The sequence below is a fragment of the Pseudomonas sp. NFACC04-2 genome (genome assembly GCF_900119265.1).
Classification (GTDB): domain Bacteria; phylum Pseudomonadota; class Gammaproteobacteria; order Pseudomonadales; family Pseudomonadaceae; genus Aquipseudomonas; species Aquipseudomonas fluorescens_AA.
In genome coordinates, this window is record NZ_FPJC01000003.1 from 99,050 (window position 1) to 122,422 (window position 23,373).

23 protein-coding genes are annotated in these 23,373 nt (G+C 60.7%); 7 read left to right on the top strand and 16 right to left on the bottom strand.

The features are described from left to right. Window positions 1-139: 139 nt before the first annotated feature. A complete protein-coding gene (locus BT125_RS05015) occupies window positions 140-406 on the bottom strand; it encodes a hypothetical protein (protein WP_013693488.1) in 267 nt (88 codons plus the stop codon). A 341-nt stretch (window positions 407-747) separates the two neighbouring features. On the opposite strand from BT125_RS05015, the gene BT125_RS05020 reads away from it, so the two are divergent. Next, window positions 748-2,073, top strand: a complete 1,326-nt coding sequence (locus BT125_RS05020; protein WP_072405459.1) for a sigma-54 dependent transcriptional regulator — start codon at window positions 748-750, stop codon at window positions 2,071-2,073. A gap of 159 nt (window positions 2,074-2,232) precedes the next feature. On the opposite strand, the gene BT125_RS05025 is transcribed toward BT125_RS05020, so the two are convergent. The 9 genes from BT125_RS05025 to BT125_RS05065 all read right to left on the bottom strand — a co-directional run bounded on the left by BT125_RS05025 (window position 2,233) and on the right by BT125_RS05065 (window position 10,490). After that, window positions 2,233-3,516: a transporter gene (locus BT125_RS05025; RefSeq protein WP_072405460.1), complete on the bottom strand. Its 1,284-nt coding sequence runs from the start codon at window positions 3,514-3,516 to the stop codon at window positions 2,233-2,235. Between the two features lie 46 nt (window positions 3,517-3,562). Then, window positions 3,563-4,309 carry a hypothetical protein gene (locus tag BT125_RS05030; RefSeq protein WP_072405461.1) on the bottom strand — a complete coding sequence of 249 codons (747 nt, stop codon included), beginning with the start codon at window positions 4,307-4,309 and terminating at the stop codon, window positions 3,563-3,565. A 58-nt stretch (window positions 4,310-4,367) separates the two neighbouring features. Beyond that, on the bottom strand, window positions 4,368-5,048 hold the full coding sequence (locus BT125_RS05035; protein WP_072405462.1) for a C39 family peptidase: 681 nt from the start codon (window positions 5,046-5,048) through the stop codon (window positions 4,368-4,370). A gap of 139 nt (window positions 5,049-5,187) precedes the next feature. After that, window positions 5,188-6,171: a heme utilization protein gene (locus BT125_RS05040; RefSeq protein ID WP_072405463.1), complete on the bottom strand. Its 984-nt coding sequence runs from the start codon at window positions 6,169-6,171 to the stop codon at window positions 5,188-5,190. 59 nt (window positions 6,172-6,230) lie between these two features. Continuing rightward, the gene (locus BT125_RS05045) at window positions 6,231-6,824 is read right to left on the bottom strand and encodes an adhesin (RefSeq protein ID WP_072405464.1); all 594 of its coding nucleotides are present in this window, start codon (window positions 6,822-6,824) and stop codon (window positions 6,231-6,233) included. 1 nt (window position 6,825) lies between these two features. Further along, entirely contained in the window at window positions 6,826-7,272 is a 447-nt protein-coding gene (locus tag BT125_RS05050) for a hypothetical protein (protein ID WP_072405465.1), read from the bottom strand. A gap of 320 nt (window positions 7,273-7,592) precedes the next feature. After that, window positions 7,593-8,117 (bottom strand): AAA family ATPase, encoded by a 525-nt coding sequence (locus BT125_RS05055; protein ID WP_072405727.1) that lies wholly within the window; start codon window positions 8,115-8,117, stop codon window positions 7,593-7,595. Continuing rightward, window positions 8,114-8,677 (bottom strand): nicotinamide riboside transporter PnuC, encoded by a 564-nt coding sequence (gene pnuC / locus BT125_RS05060; protein ID WP_072405466.1) that lies wholly within the window; start codon window positions 8,675-8,677, stop codon window positions 8,114-8,116. Before pnuC ends, BT125_RS05055 begins: the two co-directional genes overlap by 4 nt. Before the next feature lie 178 nt (window positions 8,678-8,855). Continuing rightward, entirely contained in the window at window positions 8,856-10,490 is a 1,635-nt protein-coding gene (locus BT125_RS05065) for a methyl-accepting chemotaxis protein (protein WP_072405467.1), read from the bottom strand. 273 nt (window positions 10,491-10,763) lie between these two features. Here BT125_RS05065 and BT125_RS05070 point away from each other — a divergent pair, with 273 nt between their 5' ends. Next, window positions 10,764-11,594 (top strand): undecaprenyl-diphosphate phosphatase, encoded by an 831-nt coding sequence (locus tag BT125_RS05070; RefSeq protein WP_072405468.1) that lies wholly within the window; start codon window positions 10,764-10,766, stop codon window positions 11,592-11,594. Continuing rightward, entirely contained in the window at window positions 11,591-12,019 is a 429-nt protein-coding gene (locus BT125_RS05075; protein ID WP_072405469.1) for a DUF1294 domain-containing protein, read from the top strand. Before BT125_RS05070 ends, BT125_RS05075 begins: the two co-directional genes overlap by 4 nt. Before the next feature lie 70 nt (window positions 12,020-12,089). Here the strand turns inward: BT125_RS05075 and BT125_RS05080 are convergent, their stop codons facing one another. Next, window positions 12,090-12,440: an MmcQ/YjbR family DNA-binding protein gene (locus tag BT125_RS05080; RefSeq protein WP_060742546.1), complete on the bottom strand. Its 351-nt coding sequence runs from the start codon at window positions 12,438-12,440 to the stop codon at window positions 12,090-12,092. Continuing rightward, entirely contained in the window at window positions 12,437-13,345 is a 909-nt protein-coding gene (locus BT125_RS05085; protein ID WP_072405470.1) for a LysR substrate-binding domain-containing protein, read from the bottom strand. The genes BT125_RS05080 and BT125_RS05085 overlap by 4 nt, the downstream gene beginning before the upstream one ends. A gap of 130 nt (window positions 13,346-13,475) precedes the next feature. Here BT125_RS05085 and BT125_RS05090 point away from each other — a divergent pair, with 130 nt between their 5' ends. Both BT125_RS05090 and BT125_RS05095 read left to right on the top strand, forming a co-directional pair. Continuing rightward, window positions 13,476-14,084: an FMN-dependent NADH-azoreductase gene (locus tag BT125_RS05090; protein ID WP_072405471.1), complete on the top strand. Its 609-nt coding sequence runs from the start codon at window positions 13,476-13,478 to the stop codon at window positions 14,082-14,084. A 184-nt stretch (window positions 14,085-14,268) separates the two neighbouring features. Next, window positions 14,269-15,306 (top strand): alpha/beta hydrolase family protein, encoded by a 1,038-nt coding sequence (locus BT125_RS05095; RefSeq protein WP_072405472.1) that lies wholly within the window; start codon window positions 14,269-14,271, stop codon window positions 15,304-15,306. Here BT125_RS05095 and BT125_RS05100 read toward each other — a convergent pair. Beyond that, complete coding sequence (locus BT125_RS05100; RefSeq protein WP_072405473.1) at window positions 15,300-16,493, bottom strand: MFS transporter; 1,194 nt, start codon at window positions 16,491-16,493, stop codon at window positions 15,300-15,302. The genes BT125_RS05095 and BT125_RS05100 overlap by 7 nt on opposite strands. A gap of 364 nt (window positions 16,494-16,857) precedes the next feature. Continuing rightward, window positions 16,858-18,447 carry an ABC-F family ATPase gene (locus tag BT125_RS05105; RefSeq protein ID WP_003181279.1) on the bottom strand — a complete coding sequence of 530 codons (1,590 nt, stop codon included), beginning with the start codon at window positions 18,445-18,447 and terminating at the stop codon, window positions 16,858-16,860. A gap of 404 nt (window positions 18,448-18,851) precedes the next feature. On the opposite strand from BT125_RS05105, the gene lpxO reads away from it, so the two are divergent. Continuing rightward, on the top strand, window positions 18,852-19,751 hold the full coding sequence (gene lpxO / locus BT125_RS05110; RefSeq protein ID WP_072405474.1) for a lipid A hydroxylase LpxO: 900 nt from the start codon (window positions 18,852-18,854) through the stop codon (window positions 19,749-19,751). A gap of 128 nt (window positions 19,752-19,879) precedes the next feature. Here the strand turns inward: lpxO and ligD are convergent, their stop codons facing one another. Beyond that, window positions 19,880-21,868: a DNA ligase D gene (gene ligD, locus BT125_RS05115; RefSeq protein ID WP_072405475.1), complete on the bottom strand. Its 1,989-nt coding sequence runs from the start codon at window positions 21,866-21,868 to the stop codon at window positions 19,880-19,882. Window positions 21,869-21,901: 33 nt separating this feature from the next. Next, a complete protein-coding gene (locus tag BT125_RS05120; protein WP_072405476.1) occupies window positions 21,902-22,792 on the bottom strand; it encodes a non-homologous end joining protein Ku in 891 nt (296 codons plus the stop codon). Window positions 22,793-22,990: 198 nt separating this feature from the next. Here BT125_RS05120 and BT125_RS05125 point away from each other — a divergent pair, with 198 nt between their 5' ends. Then, window positions 22,991-23,332 carry a hypothetical protein gene (locus tag BT125_RS05125; protein WP_072405477.1) on the top strand — a complete coding sequence of 114 codons (342 nt, stop codon included), beginning with the start codon at window positions 22,991-22,993 and terminating at the stop codon, window positions 23,330-23,332. Window positions 23,333-23,373 lie beyond the last annotated feature (41 nt).

Sequence of the window (23,373 nt, forward strand, 5' to 3'; positions counted from 1 at the left end):
GCATGAGGGCAACATTCAATCCCTGAATGTGACAATGCACAACTGGCAGGTACTGCAGTTACAGGGGCGATGCGTGCCATAACAATGGCTTTACAACCCAATGCCAAGCCTGCAATCGATAACAGCCTCTACCGGCGTTTTATTCAGGCATCGACCAGGATTGCAAGGTGTAGCCTTCCTGGCTCAATTCGGCACGGGCCTGTTTCAACAGATCGGCCAGTTGGACCGGGTCGGTATAGGCGCTGCTTGGAATCTGCGTGCGGCCAATATGGGTATTGGTGCGGTCGATGACGGTCAGGCTAAGTTCACCGTTACCGTCTTGTGGAGCCCAGGCCACGCATTGGAAAGGACGGAATGCGCGGTCGGCAATCAAAAGAGCTTCGTTGATACGGAGCGGGGCGTTCATGGCATTTTCTCTTAAGTGTGCCCAAACAAATGATGTGCCGTCGGTTGGGCGTACCGTGCGGCTGGTTACTTGTACTGATGTCCCGAACCCGTAGGCGGGTCACACATTATTTAAATAAATTTCGATTTTCTTTCAGACCAGGCTTTTGGTCTTTTGTTTGAAAGCGCCATGAAAGAAAAGCGCCTGGGACAACTAACGAAACACTCGCTTATAACCAGTTTGAGGTGATCTCGATAATCAATTGATACAAGGGTGCGTCAACTTCTTGCTACTGTTACATGCAGGTTTGCCAAACGACTGTTTCTACTCATATTTCTTTATTTTGGCGCCAAGGATCAGTCATGGTCGAAGCCAGTACGTCACGTCGTCTGCTCGTGGTTGATCCCTGCGATGATTGTCATCGCCTATTGCCAGGTCTACGCGCCATTGGTTGGGACGTGGACAGTTGCGCCCTCGAACACGCCGGCGATCGGACCTGTGACGTCGGCCTGTTGCGCTTGCAGCCTTTTCACCTGGAGCGTCCGGAAGCGGTCAAGGAGTTGATCAGCCGCAGCGGCACCGAATGGATTGCCGTGCTCAGCCAGGAAGTGTTGCGCCTGCAAAACGTCGGTGACTTTGTCTGCGAATGGTTTTTTGACTTCCATACCTTGCCGTTCGACGTGTCCAGGGTCCAAGTGACCCTGGGCCGGGCGTTTGGCATGGCGCGTCTGCGGGGGCAGGGCTCGATTCACATCGATCAGCCCGAACATGAACTGCTGGGCGACAGCAAACCGATCCGCGAGCTGCGCAAGTTATTGAGCAAGTTGGCGCCTGCCGAGTCGCCGGTGTTGATTCGCGGTGAGAGCGGCACCGGCAAGGAGCTGGTGGCGCGGACCCTGCATTGTCAGTCTCATCGGCGTAACAAACCGTTCATTGCTATCAACTGCGGTGCGATTCCGGAGCACCTGATCCAATCCGAGCTGTTCGGTCATGAAAAGGGCGCATTCACGGGAGCGCACCAGCGCAAGATCGGACGGATCGAGGCGGCCCATGGTGGTACGCTGTTTCTCGATGAAATTGGCGACCTGCCGTTGGAGTTGCAGGCCAACCTGCTGCGTTTCCTGCAGGAAAAGCACATTGAGCGAGTCGGTGGCAGCCAACCGATTGCGGTCGATGTGCGGGTCTTGGCGGCCACCCATGTAGACCTTGAGGCGGCCATTGAGCAAAAGCGTTTTCGCGAGGATCTCTACTACCGCCTGAACGTGTTGCAAGTGGCGATGGCGCCCTTGCGCGAACGCCATGGCGACCTGGCGATGCTCGCCAGTCACTTTTCCCATTTCTACAGCCAGGAAACCGGCCGTCGCCCCCGCAGCTTCAGCGAGGATGCATTGGTGGCGATGGGCATGCACGACTGGCCCGGGAATGTGCGGGAGCTGGCCAACCGCGTCCGTCGCGGGTTGGTCCTGGCCGAAGGGCGGCAAATTGAAGCCCGGGACCTCGGCCTGGCCAGCCAGCAGGGCGTCGCTGCGCCAATGGGCACGCTGGAGGATTACAAGACCCGCGCCGAGCGCCAGGCCCTGAGCGATGTGCTCAACCGGCACAGCGACAACCTGAGCGTGGCCGCCCGGGTGCTGGGCGTATCCCGGCCGACGTTCTACCGTCTGCTGCACAAGCATCAGATTCGCTAGAAGCCTACACACAACCCATTGTGGGAGCGGGCTTGCTCGCGAAGGCGGTGTGTCAGGTTGATCCATGTCACTGACACACCGCCTTCGCGAGCAAGCCCGCTCCCACAGTAGTTTTGCAGTGCCCTTGAAATATGTGTCCATCACATACCCCTGAGGGCATCAGAAGTAATACGGGAATTTCAGGCTAAAGGTGAAATCCGGCGCATCGTCGGTCAGCCCGATGGACAGGTTGGGCACGATGGTCAGGTTGTCGGATGCGGCGACGGTCATGCCGATGTTGAAGTAACCGGCGTTGGCGTCGCTGGAGGTCACCGACTCCCAGTCGCCACCGTCCTGTTTGAGCTTGCTTTTCTTTTGGATCAGGTCAGAGACCGAGAACGACATGCTCATCTTCTCGTTCAAGGCAAAGGCAATGCCCGCACCGAGCTGGAAGCTGTCGCCGATCCGCACTTTGCCCGGTACCTTCTGGTTGACGGTGGAGCTGATGTCGTCGAACGATTCTTCGAAATTATGGGTGTAGGACAGGGTGCCGAACAGGACTGCCGGGTCGAAGGTCTTGACCAGCGAGAGCCCGGGCGTGATCGACCACACGCCGTTGCCGGTTGGCAAGTCGTCAGGTACGAACAGGTTGGTGTTGGCCTGGGATTGGCGCAGCTTGATGCCAAACGGGTCCTTGCCGGTGGGCGCCTTCACCCGCAGGGTGACGACCGCGTCCGGAGAGTTGATCGACTCATCCATGAACTTGTAGGCGATGCCGAAGTTGACGTCGCCGATGGTGGGATCGCGGGTCACGGTTTCTTCGCTGGTGACCCCGGCCGCGCCGTTGTTCGCGCCGCCTGACTGATACGTGGATTCGCGGTAGACCACTGGCACATTAAGGTCGAACTGCCAGCGATTATCGAAGTTATAGCGGCCGGTGAGGTCCAGCGTCCAGGTATCGGCCTTGATCCGGTCGAGGTTGATGTTGCCCAGAAAAATCGAATCCAGGGCCAGGAAGCCGTTGAGGATCAGTTGCCGCGTGTCGTAGCGCGAATAGGTCACGCCGGTCTCGAAACTGAACTTGCCACCGCCGAAGAAGCCGCTGGCCTCGTCATAAAGATTGGAGACACTCTGGGCCGGCTGGGAATCCTCGGCCAGGGATTGCCCATAGCCGCTGCCGCCGGCCGCTGCCGCACCGCTGCCGGCCACGGTCTGGTTGCCTTTCATGTCGGCCGGGGATTTGGCCAGGCGCTTGGGCTGTGGCGTGGTGGGTTGGTCCTCTACCTGGCGGACCCGTTGTTCGAGCACCGCCAGGGCTTTCTGCTGGACCTCGTATCGTTGCTTGAGCTCAAGAAGTTCCTGTTTCAGGGCCTCGATGTCGGCGTCCGGGGCCGCCTGCAACATGGCCGCCGGGAACAACGTGCTTAAACACATCACAGCGCGCAACGATACGGATCGATACATGAAATATGCCGTCCCTATTTGCCCAATGGTCGGAAAACAGCGTAGTTCAATAACCGAGGTTACGGAGGCCGCGCAGTTGGGTCAGGTTGCAGTCCAATGCCCCGGCACTGGGGCCGTTGTTGTTCAGCACCACGTTGAGCTGCGTCATGTTGTTGACCAGGTTGCTATTGCCCAGCAGGCGAGTGTTTTGCAGCAAGCCGCCCTGGGCCACTTGTTGCAGGGTGCCGCCCTGGTTGTGGCTGGCCTGGATCGCCATTTGCACGCCGTTGCCGGTGGCGGTGACCGCGACGCTGCCGGCGCCGTTGCTGCCGCTGATGGTCTGGCCCTTGGTCAGCAGTTGGCCCTGGGAAGGCACGAGCGCCGGTGCCTGGTTGCTCTCTTTCACATTGATGCTGACGTTGTTGTAGGCCGTGTTGCCGTCGCCGGCGGCACGCACGCTCTGGGTCACGCCCTGGCCCGCGCCAAGGCCGGCGCCACCGGTAATATTGCCGCTGCCCTGTTCCGGGACGCTGCCATTGCCGGTCTGCTTGATGGTGGAGACATAGAACTCGGGTTTGACGGTGGCGGCCTGGATCTGCATGGTGCTGGTGGCGCCGATCAGGTCGCCGCTGGCGTTGCGCCAGGTACTGCTCATGACGATGCCGAAGCTGATGACTCGGCCGGGCATGACATAACGACCGCGAAGCTCGGCAAGCTCTTGGTCCTTGACTTCAATAGGTTTGAAGCCGGCATGGGCATAGCCCGAGGCGGTCGCGAGCAGGCAGGCCAGCGACAGCCAGTGTGACGTTTTCATGTGCTGCTCCCGGAGCGTCCTGCTCCTTTTTGTACTTATTGTTGGCAGTGGTCGGCGATTAGAAAAAGTCGCTCTGTATGAAGCCGAAATCCATCAGTTCCGCATCCCTGACCGGGTTGAAACCGTCCAGCTTGTTACGGGCTGTCAGGGGTTGAGGAGGGCTGCGTAATGCATTGGTCTTGTCATAGCCCGGGCCGACGATCGCAAAGACGATGCCGTTCCAGCCTTTGACGAACTCATCGTGGGCGTAGCGCTTGTGCCCCAGCACCGGGTCGCCGATGTAGACCCATTGCTTGTCGGCCCGCTGCAACACCACGAAGTGCTTGTAGCCGCGTATTTCCATCAGGACCACCACCGGAATCGTCACCGCTTCGAGTTTCTCTGGCGGTATGCGGTAGCCTCGGGCACGCATGCCGATGGTCTCCACGTAGCGCTTCATGTCCAGCATGGAAAACCCCTGGGTGCGAACCAGGTCCTGGTCGGCATTGACCAGCATGCCTTTGATGACGTGCTCCTCATCGACGTCAAGCCAATAGGCCTGGCGCAGCACCGTGGCCAGCGCGGCGGCGCCGCAACTGAAATCGGTTTTCTGCTCGACGATGTCGCTGAATTTACGTTCGCGTACGCTTTGCACCGGTTTGTAGACCAGCATGCCGCCAGGCAGGGCGGCGACCGGCATCTGCGCCGCTTCGGCCATACAAGCCAGGCAGAGCAGCAGGGAAACGGCAGTGACACGCATGATCAATACGCCTAGTGGACGTCCAGGAAAAAGCCCCCCTGTGGGAGCGAGCTTGCTCGCGATAGCCGTGTGTCAGGCAACACAAAGGTCACTGATCCAATGCCATCGCGAGCGAACTCACCCCCACAGTGGTACTTTTTTACATGCAAGCCTTGCAGCCGGCCGCGATGGACAGCGAGTTGCTTTGCTGGTTGCCTACGCCCGCCGACACGTTCGCGCCGCCGTTACCGGAGAAGCCGTTCATGGAGTTGGTCATGGTGGCGTTGTTGATCACAGGGTTTTTCCAACCGTCGCGGGTCAGCACCTGCTGGGTGTTGCTGCCGGCCAGTTCGAAAGTCCCCACGGCGGAGAACTTGAACTTGTCGTCATCATGACCGCCGCCGTAGCCGCCTCTGTTGTCCCAGCCGCCATGATCGTTGTCTTCGGCGGTACCGGTACCTTTGGCCTTGAACGTGCCTGAGGCGCTGTAGGTGCTGGTGAGCGTGTCGGTCTTGTAGGTCCGCACGCCTTTGTTGTCGACCACAAGGCCGGTGGAGGACTGGTCGGCCGAGGCCGAGGCCTGTGCGACACGGCCCCCGGATACGGCGATGGCCAGGTTGTTTTTCTGCTGGTTGAAGTTCCCGGCGGTCACGTTGATACCGATGTTGCCGGAGCCGTTGTTGCCCGCATTGGTGAGCGAGGCGTTGTTTTGCGTGGAGTTGTTCTTGACGTAGTTGTTGTTATTGACCTGCGTGGCGCTGGAGGCGGCGACAGCCGAGCCGAAGATGAAGCTTTCGTCGGCGGTGGCCAGGGCGGCGGCGTTGTCCTGCTGGTTGCCGTCGCCGCCGGCAATGTTGGCGCCCATGTTGCCGTTGCTGCCATTGAGCGAGTCAGTGGCTTCAGCGGTGTTGCGGGTGGCTTGGTTGGTCACGACGTTACCGTCGCTGTTCTGCTCATCCAGCACGGTCGCGCCGGCCCCGGCAGTGATCGAGAGCAGTTGCTCAAGCGACGGACCTCTTGGGCCTTGGTTGCCGTGACCGTTACCGTGGCCGTTGCCCCGCCCGTTACCATCGGCTTGTGCAGCCATTGCCATGACAGCGGCGAGAGCGAAAACCAATGGTTTAAGTGCCATTGTAGGTTTCATGGTGTTTCTCCTTGCGTGTCGTTGGTTAAGTGTCGGTACTTTCTTATGTAGCCCCCGGGTCAATCAGCGACCCGGATGCTCAGGGTGTTAGCCATGCGGTTCCCCACCCCGGCGCTCTGGTTCACCTGGATTACCCCTCGGCTGCCGGTGAAGGCCTGGTCGCTGGTAACGACCTGGCGACTGCCGGTTGGGGCGCCAGTTGCTCCTGAGTTCGGTAGCAACGCCACGTTCTGTTGAGACAGGGCGCTGTCGTCCATGCTCTGCGGATGAGCACTGATGCCGACCCGCATGACATTGGCCATCTGGTTGTTGGCCCCGGCGGACTGGTTGACGCCCAGCACGCCGTTGCCGTTGCTGAAGGAGTGGCCACCGATGCGGGCGGTGGCGTTCATGGAAGGGTTGGCCTGGGTGTCGACACGTTGCCGCACGTGGGTGCTTGCCTGGGCGTGGCTGCCAATGGCGATGGCCCGGGTGTTGGTTTGCTGGATCTGGCCGCCGGCCGCCTGGTTGACGTTGAAATTGCCGGTGTAATGGCTGCCGGAGTCCTGCAGGTTGGCGCTGCTGACCACCGCAGCACTCGAATCGGCGAATACGGTGAAAGAGCTGAGCAGGGAAAGCATGATCAGGGCGAGTAGAAACAGAACGGGCTTCATGTCACTGACCTCCCGCCAACCGACCCAGCGGGGCCAGGCCGGAACTCAACGAGCGGTTGATGGTGCCTGAGATCGCGCCACCACTCCCGCCACCGTGACCGGCATTCATGCCCGGCATGCCGTTGGGGTTGGTGACCACGTTCAAACCCTGAACACCGGTATTTGGCGTGACGATGTTGCGGATCGACGAGCCGCTGGCCACGCTGGCGAACTCGCCATCGCTCAATTCGGTGCTGGCGGTCGCTTGGTTGATTCGTTCGGAGGGGTTGGCATTGACGGTGGTCGGGTAGGGGTCTTTGCCGCCGTTGCGACCGATTGCGATGGGTTGTACGTCACGGCTGAGCACGATGACGCCGTTGCCCTCGGCCTGTACTGGCAGGCTGAGCGTTGAGCTGGCGGCGCAGCCGATCACTAGCAGACAGGTCAAACTTCTTTCGAAAGTCCCCACGGCATCGATTCCTTCTTCGGTGGGCTGGCCCTGGTCCAGCGTTGCGAAGTGGGGAAGAGCAGGTGTTGTGCCGTGTTTTGAAATACCCGCCAATTCAATGGGTTGGATTCAGGCGGGGAGCGTCGGGGAGGGATACTGTTTCAGTGCTGAGACAGGGCGCCGACGGCCAAATGGCCATCAGCCTTACAGGGCTCTGGATCCAGGCTTTTAGGCGGGTGTTTCAGCAGCTTTACAGTCTTGATGGCAAGAACATGAAGCGGGGTTGAGCCCGGGTTTCGTGCGCGTGCACTGTTTCATAAGTGAAACAAGTCAAGCGTCGGTCAGGCTTCTAGCAGTTGGGTAACGGCTGCAAACACTTGCTGCCGGCGTTGCCCCCAGCCGCCCCGAATAACTTGGAAGGGTTGCCGATGTCGCCTCAGCCAAGTCTCGATCGCCTGGAAAAACGCCAGCCGTTCTGTCAGCTCGGGCTGGCAACGCAAACCGTCGCCAGTCCATTCGACCTGCTCTGGGCTTAACAACAGGTGCAGGTCGTAATGACGGGCCAGCAGCGCCGGTTCGAGCCACTCCGGGCAATCGCCGAACAGGGTCTGGCTCCAGAGGATGTTACTCAACAGGTGAGTGTCGAGGATCAGCAGCGCCGGCCGATGGGCACGCGCCTGGTCTTCCCAGGCCAGTTGGCCGGAGGCGATGTCGGTGATGTCCGCCAGGCAGGTATCGCGTTGGGTCTGTTCCATGAAATGGCGCACGTACTCATCCACCCGCACGCCCCCGAAGTGTTCCTGCAATTGCGCCGCCAGCCAGCTCTTGCCGCTGGATTCAGGACCGGTCAGGACCACCACCTTCATGCGCGCAGGGCCGGGTCGGCGCGCCATTCGCGCCAGCCTTGCACGGCCAGCAGGGTGAACAGGGCATAGAGTGCGGCGGTCAGGTGCAAGCCCTTGTAGATGAACAAGCCAACGAAGATTACGTCCAGGGCGATCCACAGCGGCCAGCATTGCACGCGTTTTTGCGCCATCCACCACTGGGCCACGAGGCTGAACCCCGTGAGTGCGGCGTCGAGCCAGGGTTGGGCGGCGTCGGTCCAGTGGGCCATGGCGGCACCCAACATCAGGCTGCCCGCCGCGCCGATGGCCAGGCCGAGCAACACCGATGGCCCTCCGAGGCGGCTGACCTGGCGCCCATCATGATTGCGCCCGGTACGGGTCCATTGCCACCAGCCGTAGAGTTGCAGTACCGCGTAGACGACCTGCAGCAGCATGTCCGAGTACAACTTCACCTCGAAAAAAATCCAGCTGTACAGCAGCACCATGACCAGGCCGATCGGCCAGCACCAGGGGTTCTGCTTGACGGTCAACCAGACGGCGATCACGCCGAGGGCTGCGGCAAACAGTTCAAGCCCGGACATGGCGGTTCCTTGGGAAAGAGGAGAGGGCGGCGATTGTAAACGCTATGGTGTGGATAGCTCCACAAACCAATGTGGGAGCGAGCTTGCTCGCGATAGCGGTGGGTCAGCTTGCATCAATGCTGAATGTGCGACCGCCACCGCGAGCAAGCTCGCTCCCACAGGGATCATCCACCGATCTTTAGACTCGGAATTGCTTGAGCAGACCGTTCAACTGTTCACTCAGTGCCTTGAGGCGGACGCTTGCCTGGCTGGATTGTTCGGCGGCCATGGCGGTGCTGTGGGACAGTCCGGCGGCCTGGGTGACGTTTTGGTTGATGTCTTCCACCACATGGGCCTGTTGCAGGGTGGCGCTGGCGATGGAGGCGTTCAGGCTGTTGAGGTTGCGCAGGGCCTGGCCGATGGCGTTGAGGCTGGCACCGGCGAGGCCGGCCTGTTCGATGGTCAGTTGCGAGGCACGGCTGCTGTCGCCGATGACTTTCACGGCGGCTTCGGAATGGGTTTGCAGGCGCTCGATCATCGCCTGGATCTCGGCGGTGGATTTCTGTGTGCGCTGGGCCAGCAACCGCACTTCATCGGCGACCACCGCAAAGCCTCGGCCTTGCTCGCCGGCGCGGGCGGCCTCGATCGCGGCGTTGAGGGCCAACAGGTTGGTTTGTTCGGCGATGGAGCGGATCACCTCCAGCACACTGCCGATCTGGGTACTTTCACTGGCCAGGGTGCGAATCACTTCCACGGCTTGATCGATGGTCTGGGACAGCCGGTCGATCTGCTGCAAGCTGCCATCGATGTTGACCTGGCCTTGCTGGGCCTGGGATTCGGCGTCGCGCATCTCACTGGCCGCGTGCTCGGCATTCTTGGCCACATCCTGCACGCCATAGGTCACTTCGTTGATGGCTGTGGCCACCAGTTCCATTTGTTGCGACTGCTGTTGGCTGCGTTCCTGGGCTTGAGCCGCATCGTTACCCAATTCGCTGGAAGATTGCCCCAGTGCACTGGCCGAGTCCTGCAACTGGCTCACCACTTGGCGCAATTTGGCGGTAAAGGCGTTGAAGTGCCGGGCCAGTTGGGTGACTTCGTCCTGGCCGTGAGTGTCGAGGGTGCGAGTCAGGTCGCTCTCGCCACTGGCGATATTGGCCATGGCATTGACGGTCTCTTGGAGCGGGCGGACGATGCTGCGTACGATCAGGGTCAGCAGCAGGCCCATGACCAGGGTGATCGCCAAGCCAATCAACGAAGCCTTGATCAACTGGGACTGGAATTCTGCCTGGACGTCGTCCACGTAAACACCGGAACCGATGATCCAGCCCCACGGTTCGAACAATTTGACGTAGGAGGTCTTGCCGACTGGCGCTTCGGCGCCCGGCTTGGGCCAGAGATAGTCGATGATCCCGGCACCCTTGGCCTTGGCGATGGCGACCATCTCGTTGAACAGCGCAAAACCGTTCGGGTCGCGGATCGCCGAGAGATTCTGGCCTTCGAGCTTCGGGTTGGTCGGGTGCATGACCATGACTGGCGTCAGATCGTTGATCCAGAAGTAGTCGCTCTGGTCATAGCGCAGGCCTCGTACCGCGCTGAGGGCTTGCTTCTGCGCTGCCTCGCGGGTCAGGGTTCCAGCGGTTTCCAGGCCATGGTAGTAGCTCAGCACACCACTGGCGGTCTGCACCACATGCTGGGTCTTCTGCACCTTGGCCTGATACAGGTCCGTGTGGATCTGCTTGAGCATGAAGGCACCAAGCGTGAACAACATCACGACGGCCACCACCAGGATGAGCCACAAGCGTCGGCTGATCGACACACTGCGCAAGCTATTCATACGCTGTCACTCCGGTTTCTTATTCTTGTCATTAACGACGGCCGGCACTTTAGCGCCTGGCGGCTATCCATGATTGATCTGGGTCATAACGCGGCAGCGTTATCAGGGCTTGTCTGATAGGATTTCGGCCCCGCAGCGCAAAACCTGAGCCTGTTCTGATTTTTCATTGGTTTTTTTTGAAAGGTCGCGGTTATCGTGCAGCCGCTGCGGTACCTGCATGACACTTGAATATTGATAAGACCTGCATGAACAGCGTCTTTTTTTGGGGGATGAATGGATTTGTGGACCGCCTTTTCGGCACTGATTCTTGGCGTAGTGGAAGGCTTGACGGAATTTCTGCCGATTTCCAGCACGGGGCACCAGATCATTGTCGCCGACTTGCTCGAGTTCGGTGGCGAACGAGCGATGGCATTCAACATCATTATCCAGCTTGGCGCGATCCTCGCGGTGGTCTGGGAGTTTCGGCGCAAGATCTTCGACGTGGTACTGGGCCTGCCGACGCAACCCAGCGCCCGCCGGTTTACCGCCAACCTGCTGATCGCCTTCCTGCCCGCCGTGGTCCTGGGCGTGCTGTTTGCAGACTGGATCCACCACTATCTGTTCAACCCGATCACCGTAGCCGCCGCCCTGGTAGTGGGCGGTGTGGTGATGCTCTGGGCCGAGAAGCGCCAGCACCAGGTGCACGCCGAAACGGTGGACGAAATCTCCTGGAAGGACGCGTTGAAGGTCGGTCTGGCCCAGTGCATTGCGATGATTCCGGGCACCTCCCGTTCCGGTGCGACCATCATTGGTGGCTTGCTGTTTGGCCTGTCGCGTAAAACCGCTACCGAATTCTCGTTCTTCCTGGCGATGCCCACCATGGTCGGCGCGGCCGTCTACTCGGGCTACAAGTACCGCGAACTGTTCGTTCCGGCGGATTTCCCCGTGTTCGCCATTGGTTTCGTCACGGCGTTCATTTTCGCCATGATCGCGGTCAAGGGCCTGCTGCGGTTCATCGCCAGTCACAGCTACGCCGTGTTCGCCTGGTATCGCATCGCCTTTGGCCTGTTGATCCTGGCCACTTGGCAGTTCGGCTGGGTGGACTGGACCGCCGCCAAGCCATGAACGATTCACGCGCCCGTAAAAGCGCAGGTGGCAATGCCGGTGGGGCCGTGCAGCACCTGCGGCTCAAGCTGATGGTCTTTGCGCTGCTCTGCGCCTTGCCGCTGTTCGGCTCGCTGTTGTTCGGGCTGCGGGCGGTGTCGTGGGTGCCGATGGCAGCCTACGCAGTGGTGAGTGTGGTGGCGTTCCTGCTGTACTGGAGCGACAAGCGCAAAGCGCGCGCCGACGCCTGGCGCACCCCGGAGAACGTGCTGCATGCACTGGAGCTGGCCGGCGGTTGGCCTGGAGCCTTGCTGGCCCAGCAGCTGTTTCGCCACAAAACCCGCAAAGTCTCGTTTCAAGTGGTGTTCTGGTTCATCGTACTGTTGCATCAGGTGTTCTGGATCGACCAGTTGTTCCTGGGCGGTTACCTGTTGGCGTTGTCCTAGACAGCCAGTTCGACTTCAAACCTGTGGGAGCGAGCTTGCTCGCGATGGCGTTGGTTCAGTCGCGCCGCCACTACAGCAACAACCCAACTTGGGTACGCTTCGGTAACTTGCCGACCACCAATTGGTGCGAGCGTTGCAGCAGGCCACGCAGTTCTTCGGCCCCCAGCGGGTAGGGTACCTGCATGATGACCCACTGTGCCCTTGCCAGGTAAGGCGCGGGGTGAATGCCTGGCCGGTCGCAGTGGCCCAGGAACAGATCCTTGTCGACCTTGAACGCCAACGAGTCGCCCCGCAGGCCCTGGAGGGCGAACATCTTGTTCCCGGCAATGGAAAACACCCGCACGCCGCCCCATTTGTAGTCTTCCCTGGCACCGGGCAAGCCCAGGCAAAACTGCGCGACATCCTCTTCGCTCAAACTCATAGCGTTCTATCTCCACAGCCCTCGAAGGCTTCCACCAAATGATCGATCCAGGCGCGCACCGCTGGCAACATGCCGCGTCGATGCGGGTAGACCGCCTGTAGCCAGCCGTCGGGCAACGACCATCCAGGCAGCAGTTCCACCAGTGTGCCGTCACGCAATTCCTGCTCGCAATACATGCTCGGCAATAAAGTGCAGCCCAGGCCGGCGAGGGCGCAGGCCCGGCGCACAATGAAGTCATCGATGCCCAGGCGGGCCTCCAGACTCAGTTCCACACGCTGTCCATCGGTCTTGACCAGACGCAGATGCACCAGGCGATCGGCTTCCAACGCGCCCAGCACTGGCAACGCCTGCAGATCGTCCGGGGTCTCGATCCGCCGCCCCTCAACGAAGCCTGGGCTGGCCACCAGCATCAGTCGTGCCCGGCGCAAACGCCGGGTCATCAACAGCGGGTCTTCGTCCCCCAGGTCACGCACGCGCAACGCCACGTCGATGCCTTCGCCGATCAGGTCCACCCGCCGGTTGAGCAGGGTCATGTCCAGTTGCACCAAGGGGTATTTCACCAGGAAGGTTTCGATCACCACCGGCAGGAACTGGTGGGCCAGGCCCACGGGGCTGGACACCCGCAATCGGCCGCGGGGCTCGCTGGACATGCTCGCCACCGCTTCGTCGGCCATCTCGGCCTCCAGCAACATGGCCTGGCAATGGCGCAGGTAACGTTCGCCGACCGCCGTCAGTTTCAACTGGCGGGTGGTGCGCTGGAGCAGCCGGGCGCCCAGGCGCTCTTCCAGCTCAGCGATGCGCCGCGACAGTCGCGACTTGGGAATGCCCAGCAAGCGCCCGGCCGCCGCGAAACCGCCGGCTTCGACGACTTTGGCGAAATAGTACAAATCATTGAGGTCTTGCATGGTGAACTCGATTGTCCTGTCAGTGGGACAAACTATCGCATTTATGCTGACTTATCGATCATTGGCTACATATGTAGGATGGTCGCCAATTGATCGCCTGGTTGCGGTCCTCATTTGGAGAGCATTGATTATGAAACTACTGCACATCGATTCGAGCATCCTCGGTGACAACTCCGCTTCTCGCCAATTGAGCCGTGAAGTGGTTGAAGCCTGGAAAACTGCCGAGCCAGGCATCACCGTCACTTACCGTGACCTGGCCGCCGACGCCATCAGCCATTTTTCCGCTCAGACCCTGATCGCCGCCGGTACCAGCGCTGAACTGCGTGATGCTGCCCTGAAGCACGAAGCGGATCTCAGTGCGTCGGCGATGGCCGAGTTCTTGGCCGCTGATGCGGTGGTCATCGCCGCTCCGATGTATAACTTCAGCATTCCGACCCAACTCAAGGCCTGGATTGACCGCATTGCCGTCGCCGGCCAGACGTTCCGCTATACCGAAGCCGGTCCCGAAGGCCTGTGTGGCGGCAAGAAACTGGTGATCGTCTCCACCGCGGGTGGTTTGCATGCCGGCCAAGCGAGCAGCGTGGGTCACGAGGAATATCTCAAGCAGATGTTCGGTTTCCTTGGCATCACCGATATCGAATTCGTTCGTGCCGAAGGTCTGGCCTACGGTGACGACATGCGGACCAAAGCCATGAACGAAGCCTCGTTGCAGATCGGCCAGCAGTTCGCCGCTGCGTAAAACCTGCGTAAAGGCAGCAAGCGCTTCGGGCAACCTTCGCAAAACCCTGTATTCTCGTCGTCATTGGATGGCCGGGATGCAGGGTTTTGCTGCATTCGGCGCCGAGGATTCTGGCGCAGGTTATGCACGGCCAAGTGTGCGAGCGACGGGGCCTTCCCGGGCGCTGGTGAAGGTGGAAGATTCGATGACACGTTTTGGTGCAGCGCTGCTGCTTTGCTGGTTAGCCAGTCTCGGTTCCGTGCAGGCAGCACCGGGGCCGCATCCGCATTGGAGCGCCGGTTTCCATGAGCTGAGCTTTCTCGATCCGCTGGATCAGCAGCCGATGCACGCCATCGCCTTCTATCCGTCCACCGACCGGGAGCAATCCAGCCTGCTGGGTGGCTACCAGATCGATGCCGCTCCGGACGCCCAGATCGCCATCGGCCGCTTTCCGCTATTGATGTTGTCCCATGGCAACACTGGCACGCCGTTGGCCTTGCATGACCTGGCCACTTCGCTGGCGCGCAAGGGGTTTGTCGTGGTGGCGGTGATTCATCCCGGTGACAACGTCCAGGATCACAGTCGGCTTGGGACCCTGAGCAACCTGTATGGCCGGCCAATCCAGATTTCCGAAGCCATCACCGCAACGCTTAATGACCCGATGCTGTCGCCGTTCGTCAATGCCGGGCAGGTCGGGGTGATCGGTTACTCGGCCGGTGGCGAAACCGCGCTGATTCTGTCCGGTGCGACGCCGGACCTCAATCGTCTGCGCCGCTACTGCGTGGAGCGGCCGGACGACCATGACGCCTGTAACACCCAGGGCGAACTGATCGCCGACCGCGACGACCTGCAACCCGTGGCCGATCCCAGGGTCCGAGCGTTGCTGCTGATGGCGCCGTTGAGCCTGAAATTCGGTCGTCATACATTGGCCGATGTCCATGTGCCGGTGCTGCTGTACAGCGGCGATGGCGACAAACTGGTGGCTTTCGACAAGAATGCCGCCGCCTTGGCCCGTAAGCTGCCCACCGCACCGGATTTCAAGACCTTGGCCGGCGCGGGCCACTTTGTCTTCCTGGCGCCGTGCACCGAGGAGCAGATTGCCGCGATGCCCGCGCTCTGCACGGATGCCGACGGTGTCGATCGCAAGGACATCCACCGCACTATGATTTCCGAGGCCGGCCGCTTCTTTGGCGAGGCCTTGGGCAAGCCGACCCGGGCAGGGATGAAGACGGCGGATCAATAAAGGGCGTTTGTCGCTCGACGACGCAGCAGTAGAGTCAGGCCCAGTCCGCTGACTGACAGCAAGGCGGCACAGAAGAAGATCGACGAATAGCCCAGGTTCAATGCCACCGCGCCCATCAGCGGGCCGGCAATCGCCAGCGCCAGGTCAAAGAACACCGCGTAGGCGCTCAGGCCCGCGCCACGGCTGGTGTTGGGGACTTGCTTGATAGCCTCCACCCCCAGCGCCGGATACACCAGCGACAACCCGAAGCCGGCCAGCCCGGCACCGACCAGGGCGAACGGGGTGGACGGCGCCAGCCACAGCAATGCCAGCCCGAGGGTTTCGATGCTCATGCAGGCAATGGCCGAGTTGAAACCACCGAAGCGGGCGATGCTGGAAATGAACAGTAACCGCGCCAGGATGAAGCAGACGCCGAATACCGTCAGGCACCACGCCGCGCCGGTCCAGCCGCGGCTGATGTAAAACAGTGTGATGAATGTGGTGAGCGTGCCGTAGCCGATCGACGCCAGGCTCAGGCCCGCTCCGTAAGGCGCAATGCGCGCAAACACCGCCCAGAAAGGCAAGCGCTCGCCGCGAATGACCGGCACCGACGGTTTATTGCGAATCATCAACAGCGCAGCGCCCGCCAGCAACGACAACGCAATACCCAGGCTGGCGAAACCCAGTTCACTGACCATTACCACCCCCAACGGCGCGCCAATAGCGATGGCTCCGTACGAAGCGATGCCGTTCCAGGAAATCGAGCGGGCCGTGTGTTCAACCCCCACTTGGCCCATGCACCAACTGATGGTGCCCACGCCAATCAGCCCCTGGGCCACGCCGAGCAGCAAGCGGCCGGCGATCAGAATCAACAGACTGGGTAGCGCAAAGCTTTGCAGCAAGGTCGAGATCAGGGTCAGCACGCCACTGAGCACAATCCCCGATAGCCCGTAGACGATCGCCCGCTTGGTGCCGACGCTGTCCGATAACCGCCCGGCCATGGGGCGGCTGAGCAGGGTCGCCAGATACTGTGAACCGATGGTCAACCCGGCCACCACCGCGCTGAAGCCCAATTGTTCATGGACATACCCCGGCAGCACGGCAATCGGCAGGCCGATGCAGAGGAAGGCGATGAAGGTGTAGAACACGATGGAGACGATCTGCAGGGTGATCGATAGGGAACTGGGGGCAGAGGAGGGCGTGGGCATGGGGCTCGTTCGCGGGCAGCGGCAGGAGAGCCTCATCATGGCGCGAGGTGGGAATAAAAGAAAGCAGGCTAACTAAATGTGTTTCGGGGACTGGGTGTTCAGGCTGGATTGTTGGGGTATGTGCTGCCGCCATCGCGAGCAAGGAGGTTGGGCTTGAACAAAAATGGAGGAGCGCCACAGACCCAATGTGGGAGCGAACTTGCTCGCGATGGCGGTGGGTCAGGTAATACGGTGCGACTGTTAGGGCCTCATCGCGAGCGAGCTCGCTCCCACAGGTTTTTACCCCGCTGAAATACAAAAAAGCCCTGTCGCAGTGGACAGGGCTTTTCACTTGCCGCTTGGAGCTTGCAACTCGGAGCTGGCCTTAGAACACCACACCCTGGCTGCGCAGGTAGTCGTCATAGGTGCCGCTGAAGTCGACCACGCCGTCGGCGCTCAGTTCGATGATGCGGGTGGCCAGGGACGATACGAACTCCCGGTCATGGCTGACGAAGATCAGTGTACCCGGGTAGTTTTCCAGTGCCAGGTTCAGCGCTTCGATGGATTCCATGTCCAAGTGGTTGGTCGGTTCGTCCATGACCAGCACGTTTGGCTTCTGCAGGATCAACTTGCCGAACAGCATGCGGCCCTGTTCACCACCGGAAATGACCTTGACCGACTTGAGGATCTCGTCGTTGGAAAACAGCATGCGGCCCAAGGTGCCACGGACCAGCTGTTCGCCACCCTGGGTCCACTGGCCCATCCAGTCGAACAGGTTGACGTCGTCTTCGAAGTCATGGGCGTGGTCCTGGGCGTAGTAGCCCAGTTCCGCGGCGTCGGTCCATTTCACGGTACCGGCATCCGGTTCCAGTTCATTGACCAGGGTGCGCAGCAAGGTGGTCTTGCCGATACCGTTCGGGCCAATGATCGCCACGCGTTCACCGGCTTCGACGGTGAAGCTGAAGTCCTTGAACAGCGGCTTGCCGTCGAAGCCCTTGGCCATGCGTTCGACAATGACCGCCTGGCGGTGCAGTTTCTTGGTCTGCTCGAAACGGATGAACGGGCTGACGCGGCTCGATGGCTTGACCTCGGCCAGCTGGATCTTGTCGATCTGCTTGGCGCGGGAGGTGGCCTGCTTGGCTTTCGAGGCGTTGGCCGAGAAACGGCTGACGAACGACTGCAGTTCGGAAATCTGCGCTTTCTTCTTGGCGTTGTCCGACAGCAACTGCTCGCGGGATTGGGTCGCCACGGTCATGTATTCGTCGTAGTTGCCCGGGAACAGGCGCAGCTCGCCGTAGTCCAGGTCCGCCATGTGGGTGCAGACACTGTTCAGGAAGTGACGGTCGTGAGAGATGATGATCATCAGGCTCGAACGCTGGGTCAGCACGTTTTCCAGCCAGCGGATGGTGTTGATATCCAGGTGGTTGGTCGGCTCGTCGAGCAGCAGCACTTCCGGGTCGGAGAACAGCGCCTGGGCCAGCAGCACGCGCAGTTTCCAGCCTGGCGACACTTCGCTCATCGGGCCGAAATGCTGCTCGATGCCAATCCCCAGGCCCAGCAGCAGTTCGCCGGCGCGGGATTCGGCGGTGTAGCCGTCCATCTCGGCAAATTCGGTTTCCAGCTCGGCCACGGCCATGCCATCTTCTTCGGTCATTTCCGGCAGCGAATAGATGCGGTCGCGCTCGGCCTTGACCTTCCACAGCTCTTCGTGACCCATGATCACGGTGTCGATCACGGTGAATTCTTCGTAGGCGAACTGATCCTGGCGAAGTTTACCCAGGCGCACGTTCGGTTCGAGCATGACCTGGCCGCCGGACGGCTCGAGGTCGCCGCCGAGAATTTTCATGAAGGTCGACTTGCCGCAACCGTTGGCACCGATCAGGCCGTAGCGGTTACCCGCGCCGAACTTGACAGAGACGTTTTCGAACAGTGGCTTGGCGCCGAACTGCATCGTGATGTTAGCTGTAGAGATCAAAGGTTTATCCTGCGGAACATTCAGAGTAGCTAAGGGTGCGGCAGTACCTGTTCAGTACCTGTTTGCGCACGTTCCGACCGCGCAAAGGCGTCGTGGTCGCAAGCGCAAGGGTCCATCCGGCATAAGAGGACAGCAGCATACGGAGCGCCTGCCCGGGTAGACGTGCGCCGAAGCCGTGGTTTGCGGTGTCGGCCAAAGGGGGCGCGTGATAATTGGCGGCGATTGTACTGATCTGGCCGCATAAACGATAGGGGATTGCCCGGGCAAGACAGTTTTTCACAACTTCGGGATAACTTTTGCTTACAAACTGTGGCTAAAATGCCATCTCACCCGATGCCATCTCCCTTGCCGCTTGGCTGGCCTGGAGACGCAGCCTGTTCACTCCTGCATTGTGACGGACTTTCGTGAAGCTCATCATTGTCGCGATTTACCTCCTCTCCATTGGCTACGTTCACCTGCGCGGACGCGTGCGGCATAAGATCGGGCGCCAGTTGAGCGATCATTCGTCTTTTCTGGCGCCGATCAATTGCCTGCTTTACCTGTGCTCGAAACTGCCGAACAAGCCTTTCCTGAGCCCGGCGCAGTTTCCCGACTTGAGCCCGTTGCAGGCCCATTGGGAAGAGATCCGGGCCGAAGGCCAGAGCCTGCTGCGCGCCGGGGAGATCAAACGCTCGAATCAGTATGACGACGTGGGCTTCAATTCATTTTTCAAGACCGGCTGGAAGCGTTTCTACCTGAAGTGGTACGGCGACAGCCATCCCTCGGCCATGAAGCTGTGCCCACGCACCACGCAACTGGTGCAAAGCATCGGGTCGATCAAGGCGGCGATGTTTGCCGAGTTGCCGCCGGGGTCGAAGCTGGTCCGCCACCGCGACCCTTACGCCGGGTCCTATCGATATCACCTGGGCCTGGAAACGCCCAACGATGCCGGCTGCTACATCAATGTCGATGGGGAGCCTTATCATTGGCGTGATGGCGAAGCGGTGATTTTCGACGAAACGTTCATCCATTATGCCGAGAACACCACCGCCCATAACCGCATCATCCTGTTCTGCGACGTGGAACGGCCGATGAGGTTTCGCTGGGCCACCGCCTTCAACCGCTGGTTCAGCCGTACCGTGATGGCGGCCGCTGGTGCGCCCAACGACGCGGGCGACAGGACGGGCGGCCTGAACCGGGCGTTCTCCAGGCTCTACAAGATCCGGTTGCAAGGCAAGGCCCTGAAGAAGCGCAACCGCACGCTGTATTACCTGCAGAAGTGGGCCTTCTTCGGTGGGCTGTTGGCGATTTTCATCTGGATCTAAGTGTGCGTCCCTGCGCGTAGGCAGCTGGCGAAACCTGCGATCTTTTGATCTTGATCTTTCGCTCTCGATTCAATGGGCTGTGGAAAGATCGCAGCCTCGCTTCGCTCGGCAGCTCCTACGGAGGGTGTTCAATCGTTGGGTTTTTGCGCATCCAGTTGCTCCCACATCCTGGCGGTAATCCGCTGGCGGTGGTTGTAGCCCTCCCAAGGATCGGCGCCCAAGCCTCTGGCCCGTTCCAGCGCGGTATGCATGTCCCATTGCTGGGCGTTGCGCAGGGTCGACAGCTCGGCCCGGGCAATCGGCACCGAGACCGGCAGGCCCGGCCTGGCACGTACCGAATAGGCGGCTACTGTGCTGGCTCCACGGGCGTTGCGCAGGTAATCGACGAATATTTTCCCAACGCGGTTCTTCGGTCCCATGGTGGCGGTGATGCGCTCGGGCATTTGCCGGGTCAGGAACTGAGAGATGGCTTTGGCGAACGCCTTGGTGGTGTCCCAGCCTTCGTTTCTCGCCAATGGCACGATCACATGCATGCCTTTGCCACCGCTGGTCTTGAGGAAGGCCTGCAAGCCCAACTCGTCGAGCACCGCCAAGGTCATGCGGGTCGCCTCGATCATGGCGCTCCAGGGCAGCGATGGGTCCGGGTCCAAGTCCAGGACAAACAGGTCAGGCGTCTCGATCCGGTCGTGGGTCGCGGCCCAGGTGTGCAATTCCACCGTGCCCATCTGCGCCGCGCCGACCAGCGCGTGGATATCATCGATCTCCATCAGGGCTGCATGGCCTGGGTCCAGTTGCGGATCCAGCTGCTTGATGTGGGGAATCTCCAGGCGATCGGCGTGTTTCTGAAAGAACAGTTCTTCGCCGATACCGTCAGGTGCCCGCAGCAGCGCGACCGGGCGCAACTTGAGGTGCGGCAGGATCCAAGGGGCGATATCCAGGTAATACTGTGCCAGCTCGGCCTTTTGCACGCCGCTGACACTGTCGATGACCCGCTCGGGGTGGGTGATCGTCACCCCGTCGACTTTGGCGGTGCTGGCTTTTTTGCGACGCTGGGGTTTTGGCGTGGAGGGCTTTATCGGCAGGGGCTGCTCCCGAACCACTGTGCTGGCGAGCGTGTGGGGCGGCAAGCCAAGGAAAATAGCCTGCCGCACCTGGTTATCGCGGGTCCACTCGGTGAATTCGACTTCACAGGTCAGGGTCGGCTCGACCCATTGCACGCCGCGTCCCTGCGTACCGTTGAGCGGCTCAGCCAGTGGCGAGGTCTCGCGTTGCTGAGTACACAGTTGCTCATGCAATTGCTTGATCTGTACCTGGCTGAACCCTGTGCCGACCCGACCGGCATACACCAGCCCCGGCGCTCCGTTGACGGCCAGCAGCAGCGCGCCGAAACCGCTGCGCTTGCCTTGGGGGCGGGTGAAGCCGACGATGACGAAGGCTTGGCGCAACCGGCACTTGAGCTTTACCCAGTCGGCGCTTCGGCGGGACATATAAGGGCTGCCCAGGCGCTTGCCAACCACGCTGTCCAATGAGAGCGCGATGGCGCTTTCGAACATGTCGTGCTGGCTGGCGGAAAACGACTCGGAAAAGCGCAGGCGCTTGCTGGCATTGTTGCCGAGGGCTTTTTTCAGCGCTGCACGGCGTTCTTCCACGGGTGCCAGGCGCAGGTCGATGCCATTGAGAAAGGGCGCATCGAACAGGAAATACACCATGTCGACGGTGCGGCTGATTTCGAAAGCCTCGCGCAGGGCAGCGAAATCGGAGTGGCCGGTTTCATCGAGCAGGACCAGTTCGCCATCCAGCCAACTGTCCCCCAGGTCCAACCCGGCCAGGGCATCGGCATGCAGCTTCAGCCGATCGGTCCAGTCCTGGTGATTGCGGTTGTATAACCGCACTTCACCGTGTTCGATGCGAGTCAGCAGGCGATAACCGTGGAACTGGACTTCGTAGCGCCATTCCCCGGTGGGCGGCTCGTCCACAGGCGTGGCCAGCTGCGGCGACAGGCGCTCGGGCAGGCCGGTGCCCGGGGCTGCCTTGCCCCCTCGGCCAGGGTTGCGGGGCGTCGTTGCGTCCGACTGGGCATTGGACAAACGAGCAGATTCACTCTCGGCGTTGGCCATGACAGATTCCCTTGTATTGCACACGCCAGGGTTTTAGCCCCGGGAGGCCTTGGTGGCTTTTTTGGCAGGAGCGGATTTACCGGTTTTCGCGGATTTTGCCGCAGGCTTCCCGGCGGATTTGTCGGTGGCCTTGCCCTTGCCGCCCAGGCTGCGCTTGAGCAACTCGGTCAGGTCGATGACATCGGCGGTCTTGCGTTGTTCTTCGCCCGGATCGGCCTCCACGGCTTCGAGGCGGCCTTCGTTGGCCTTTTTCTCCACCAGTTCCATGATCTTGTCTGTAAAACTGTCCCGGTAATCTTGCGGCTCCCAGTCGGCGCTCATGTCCTCCACGAGACGCTTGGCCATTTCCAGTTCGCCCTTGGCCAGGGTCGGGTTCGTGACCTCGTCGCCCAAGTCCAGGACATCCAGCTCGCGCACCTCCGCGGGCCAGCGCAGCAGCACCAGCACCAGGGCCGATTCAAGGGGCATGAGGGCGGCCAGGTGCTGGCGGGTATGCAGCACGACGTGGGCCAGGGCCACCTTGTTGGTCTTGACCAGGGTTTCGCGCAGCAGGGCGTAGACTTTGCCGCCACGCTTGTCGGGGGCGAGAAAGTAAGGCGTGTCGATGTTTTGCAGGGGGATCTTCTCGCTGTCGACAAAGGAAAAGATATCGATGGTCTGGGTGGATTTAGGGTGGGCGGAGCGGATTTCCTCTTCGCTGAGCAGCACGTACTGGCCTTTCTGGTACTGGACGCCCTTGACGATGTCTTCTTTGGTCACTTCCTTGCCCGTAGCCTTGTTGATCCGTTTGTAGCCCACCGGGTCCATGCTGCGTTTGTCCAGCCAGTCAAAATCCACACCCTGTGAAGAGGTGGCCGACACCAGCGCGACGGGGATGTGGACCAGCCCGAAACTGATTGCGCCTTTCCAGATTGCCCGAGCCATGGTGGTGTTTTCCTTGCCTATGGATGTCTCTCTGGTGACCTTCGCGCCTCGGGAAAAGTTTCCATTGTGGACGAGCAAGCTTGCTCCCACCTGTGTTTGGAGACGCTTCGTTACATCTTCACCGGGATATTTCGCTTAACAAGGGCGAACCTGCGGCGTAGCGTGCTTTCGATATGCCTGAACCCAAGAGGTGTCCCAATGAACAGGCTGGTGCTCGTCATCATGACGCTATTACTGATTGCCGCTGCCCAGGCCGCCACGCCCAGCGAAGGCCCAACGGTCCTGGCCCAAAACCTGCCGGGCAACAACAATCCATATAACAGCCCGACGCGCCGGGCCAATCCCAACAGCATGCAGGGCACCCGGCCCAACGTGCCGACGATTCATAACAACCCGACAGTGCCGGTACCTCGGCCACCGACCCTGGAAAATGGCGGCATCGGCAATGGCTACCCCCGTTCCGGCCAGCCATCGGGTTCGCCGCAACCGACCATCGAGTCTCCTGCGCCATCGCGCAACAGCCAGAATGGCAACCGCTAGGCGCTGGCGCCTGTTGTTCTCTTTCAACACCGCAGAAGGAA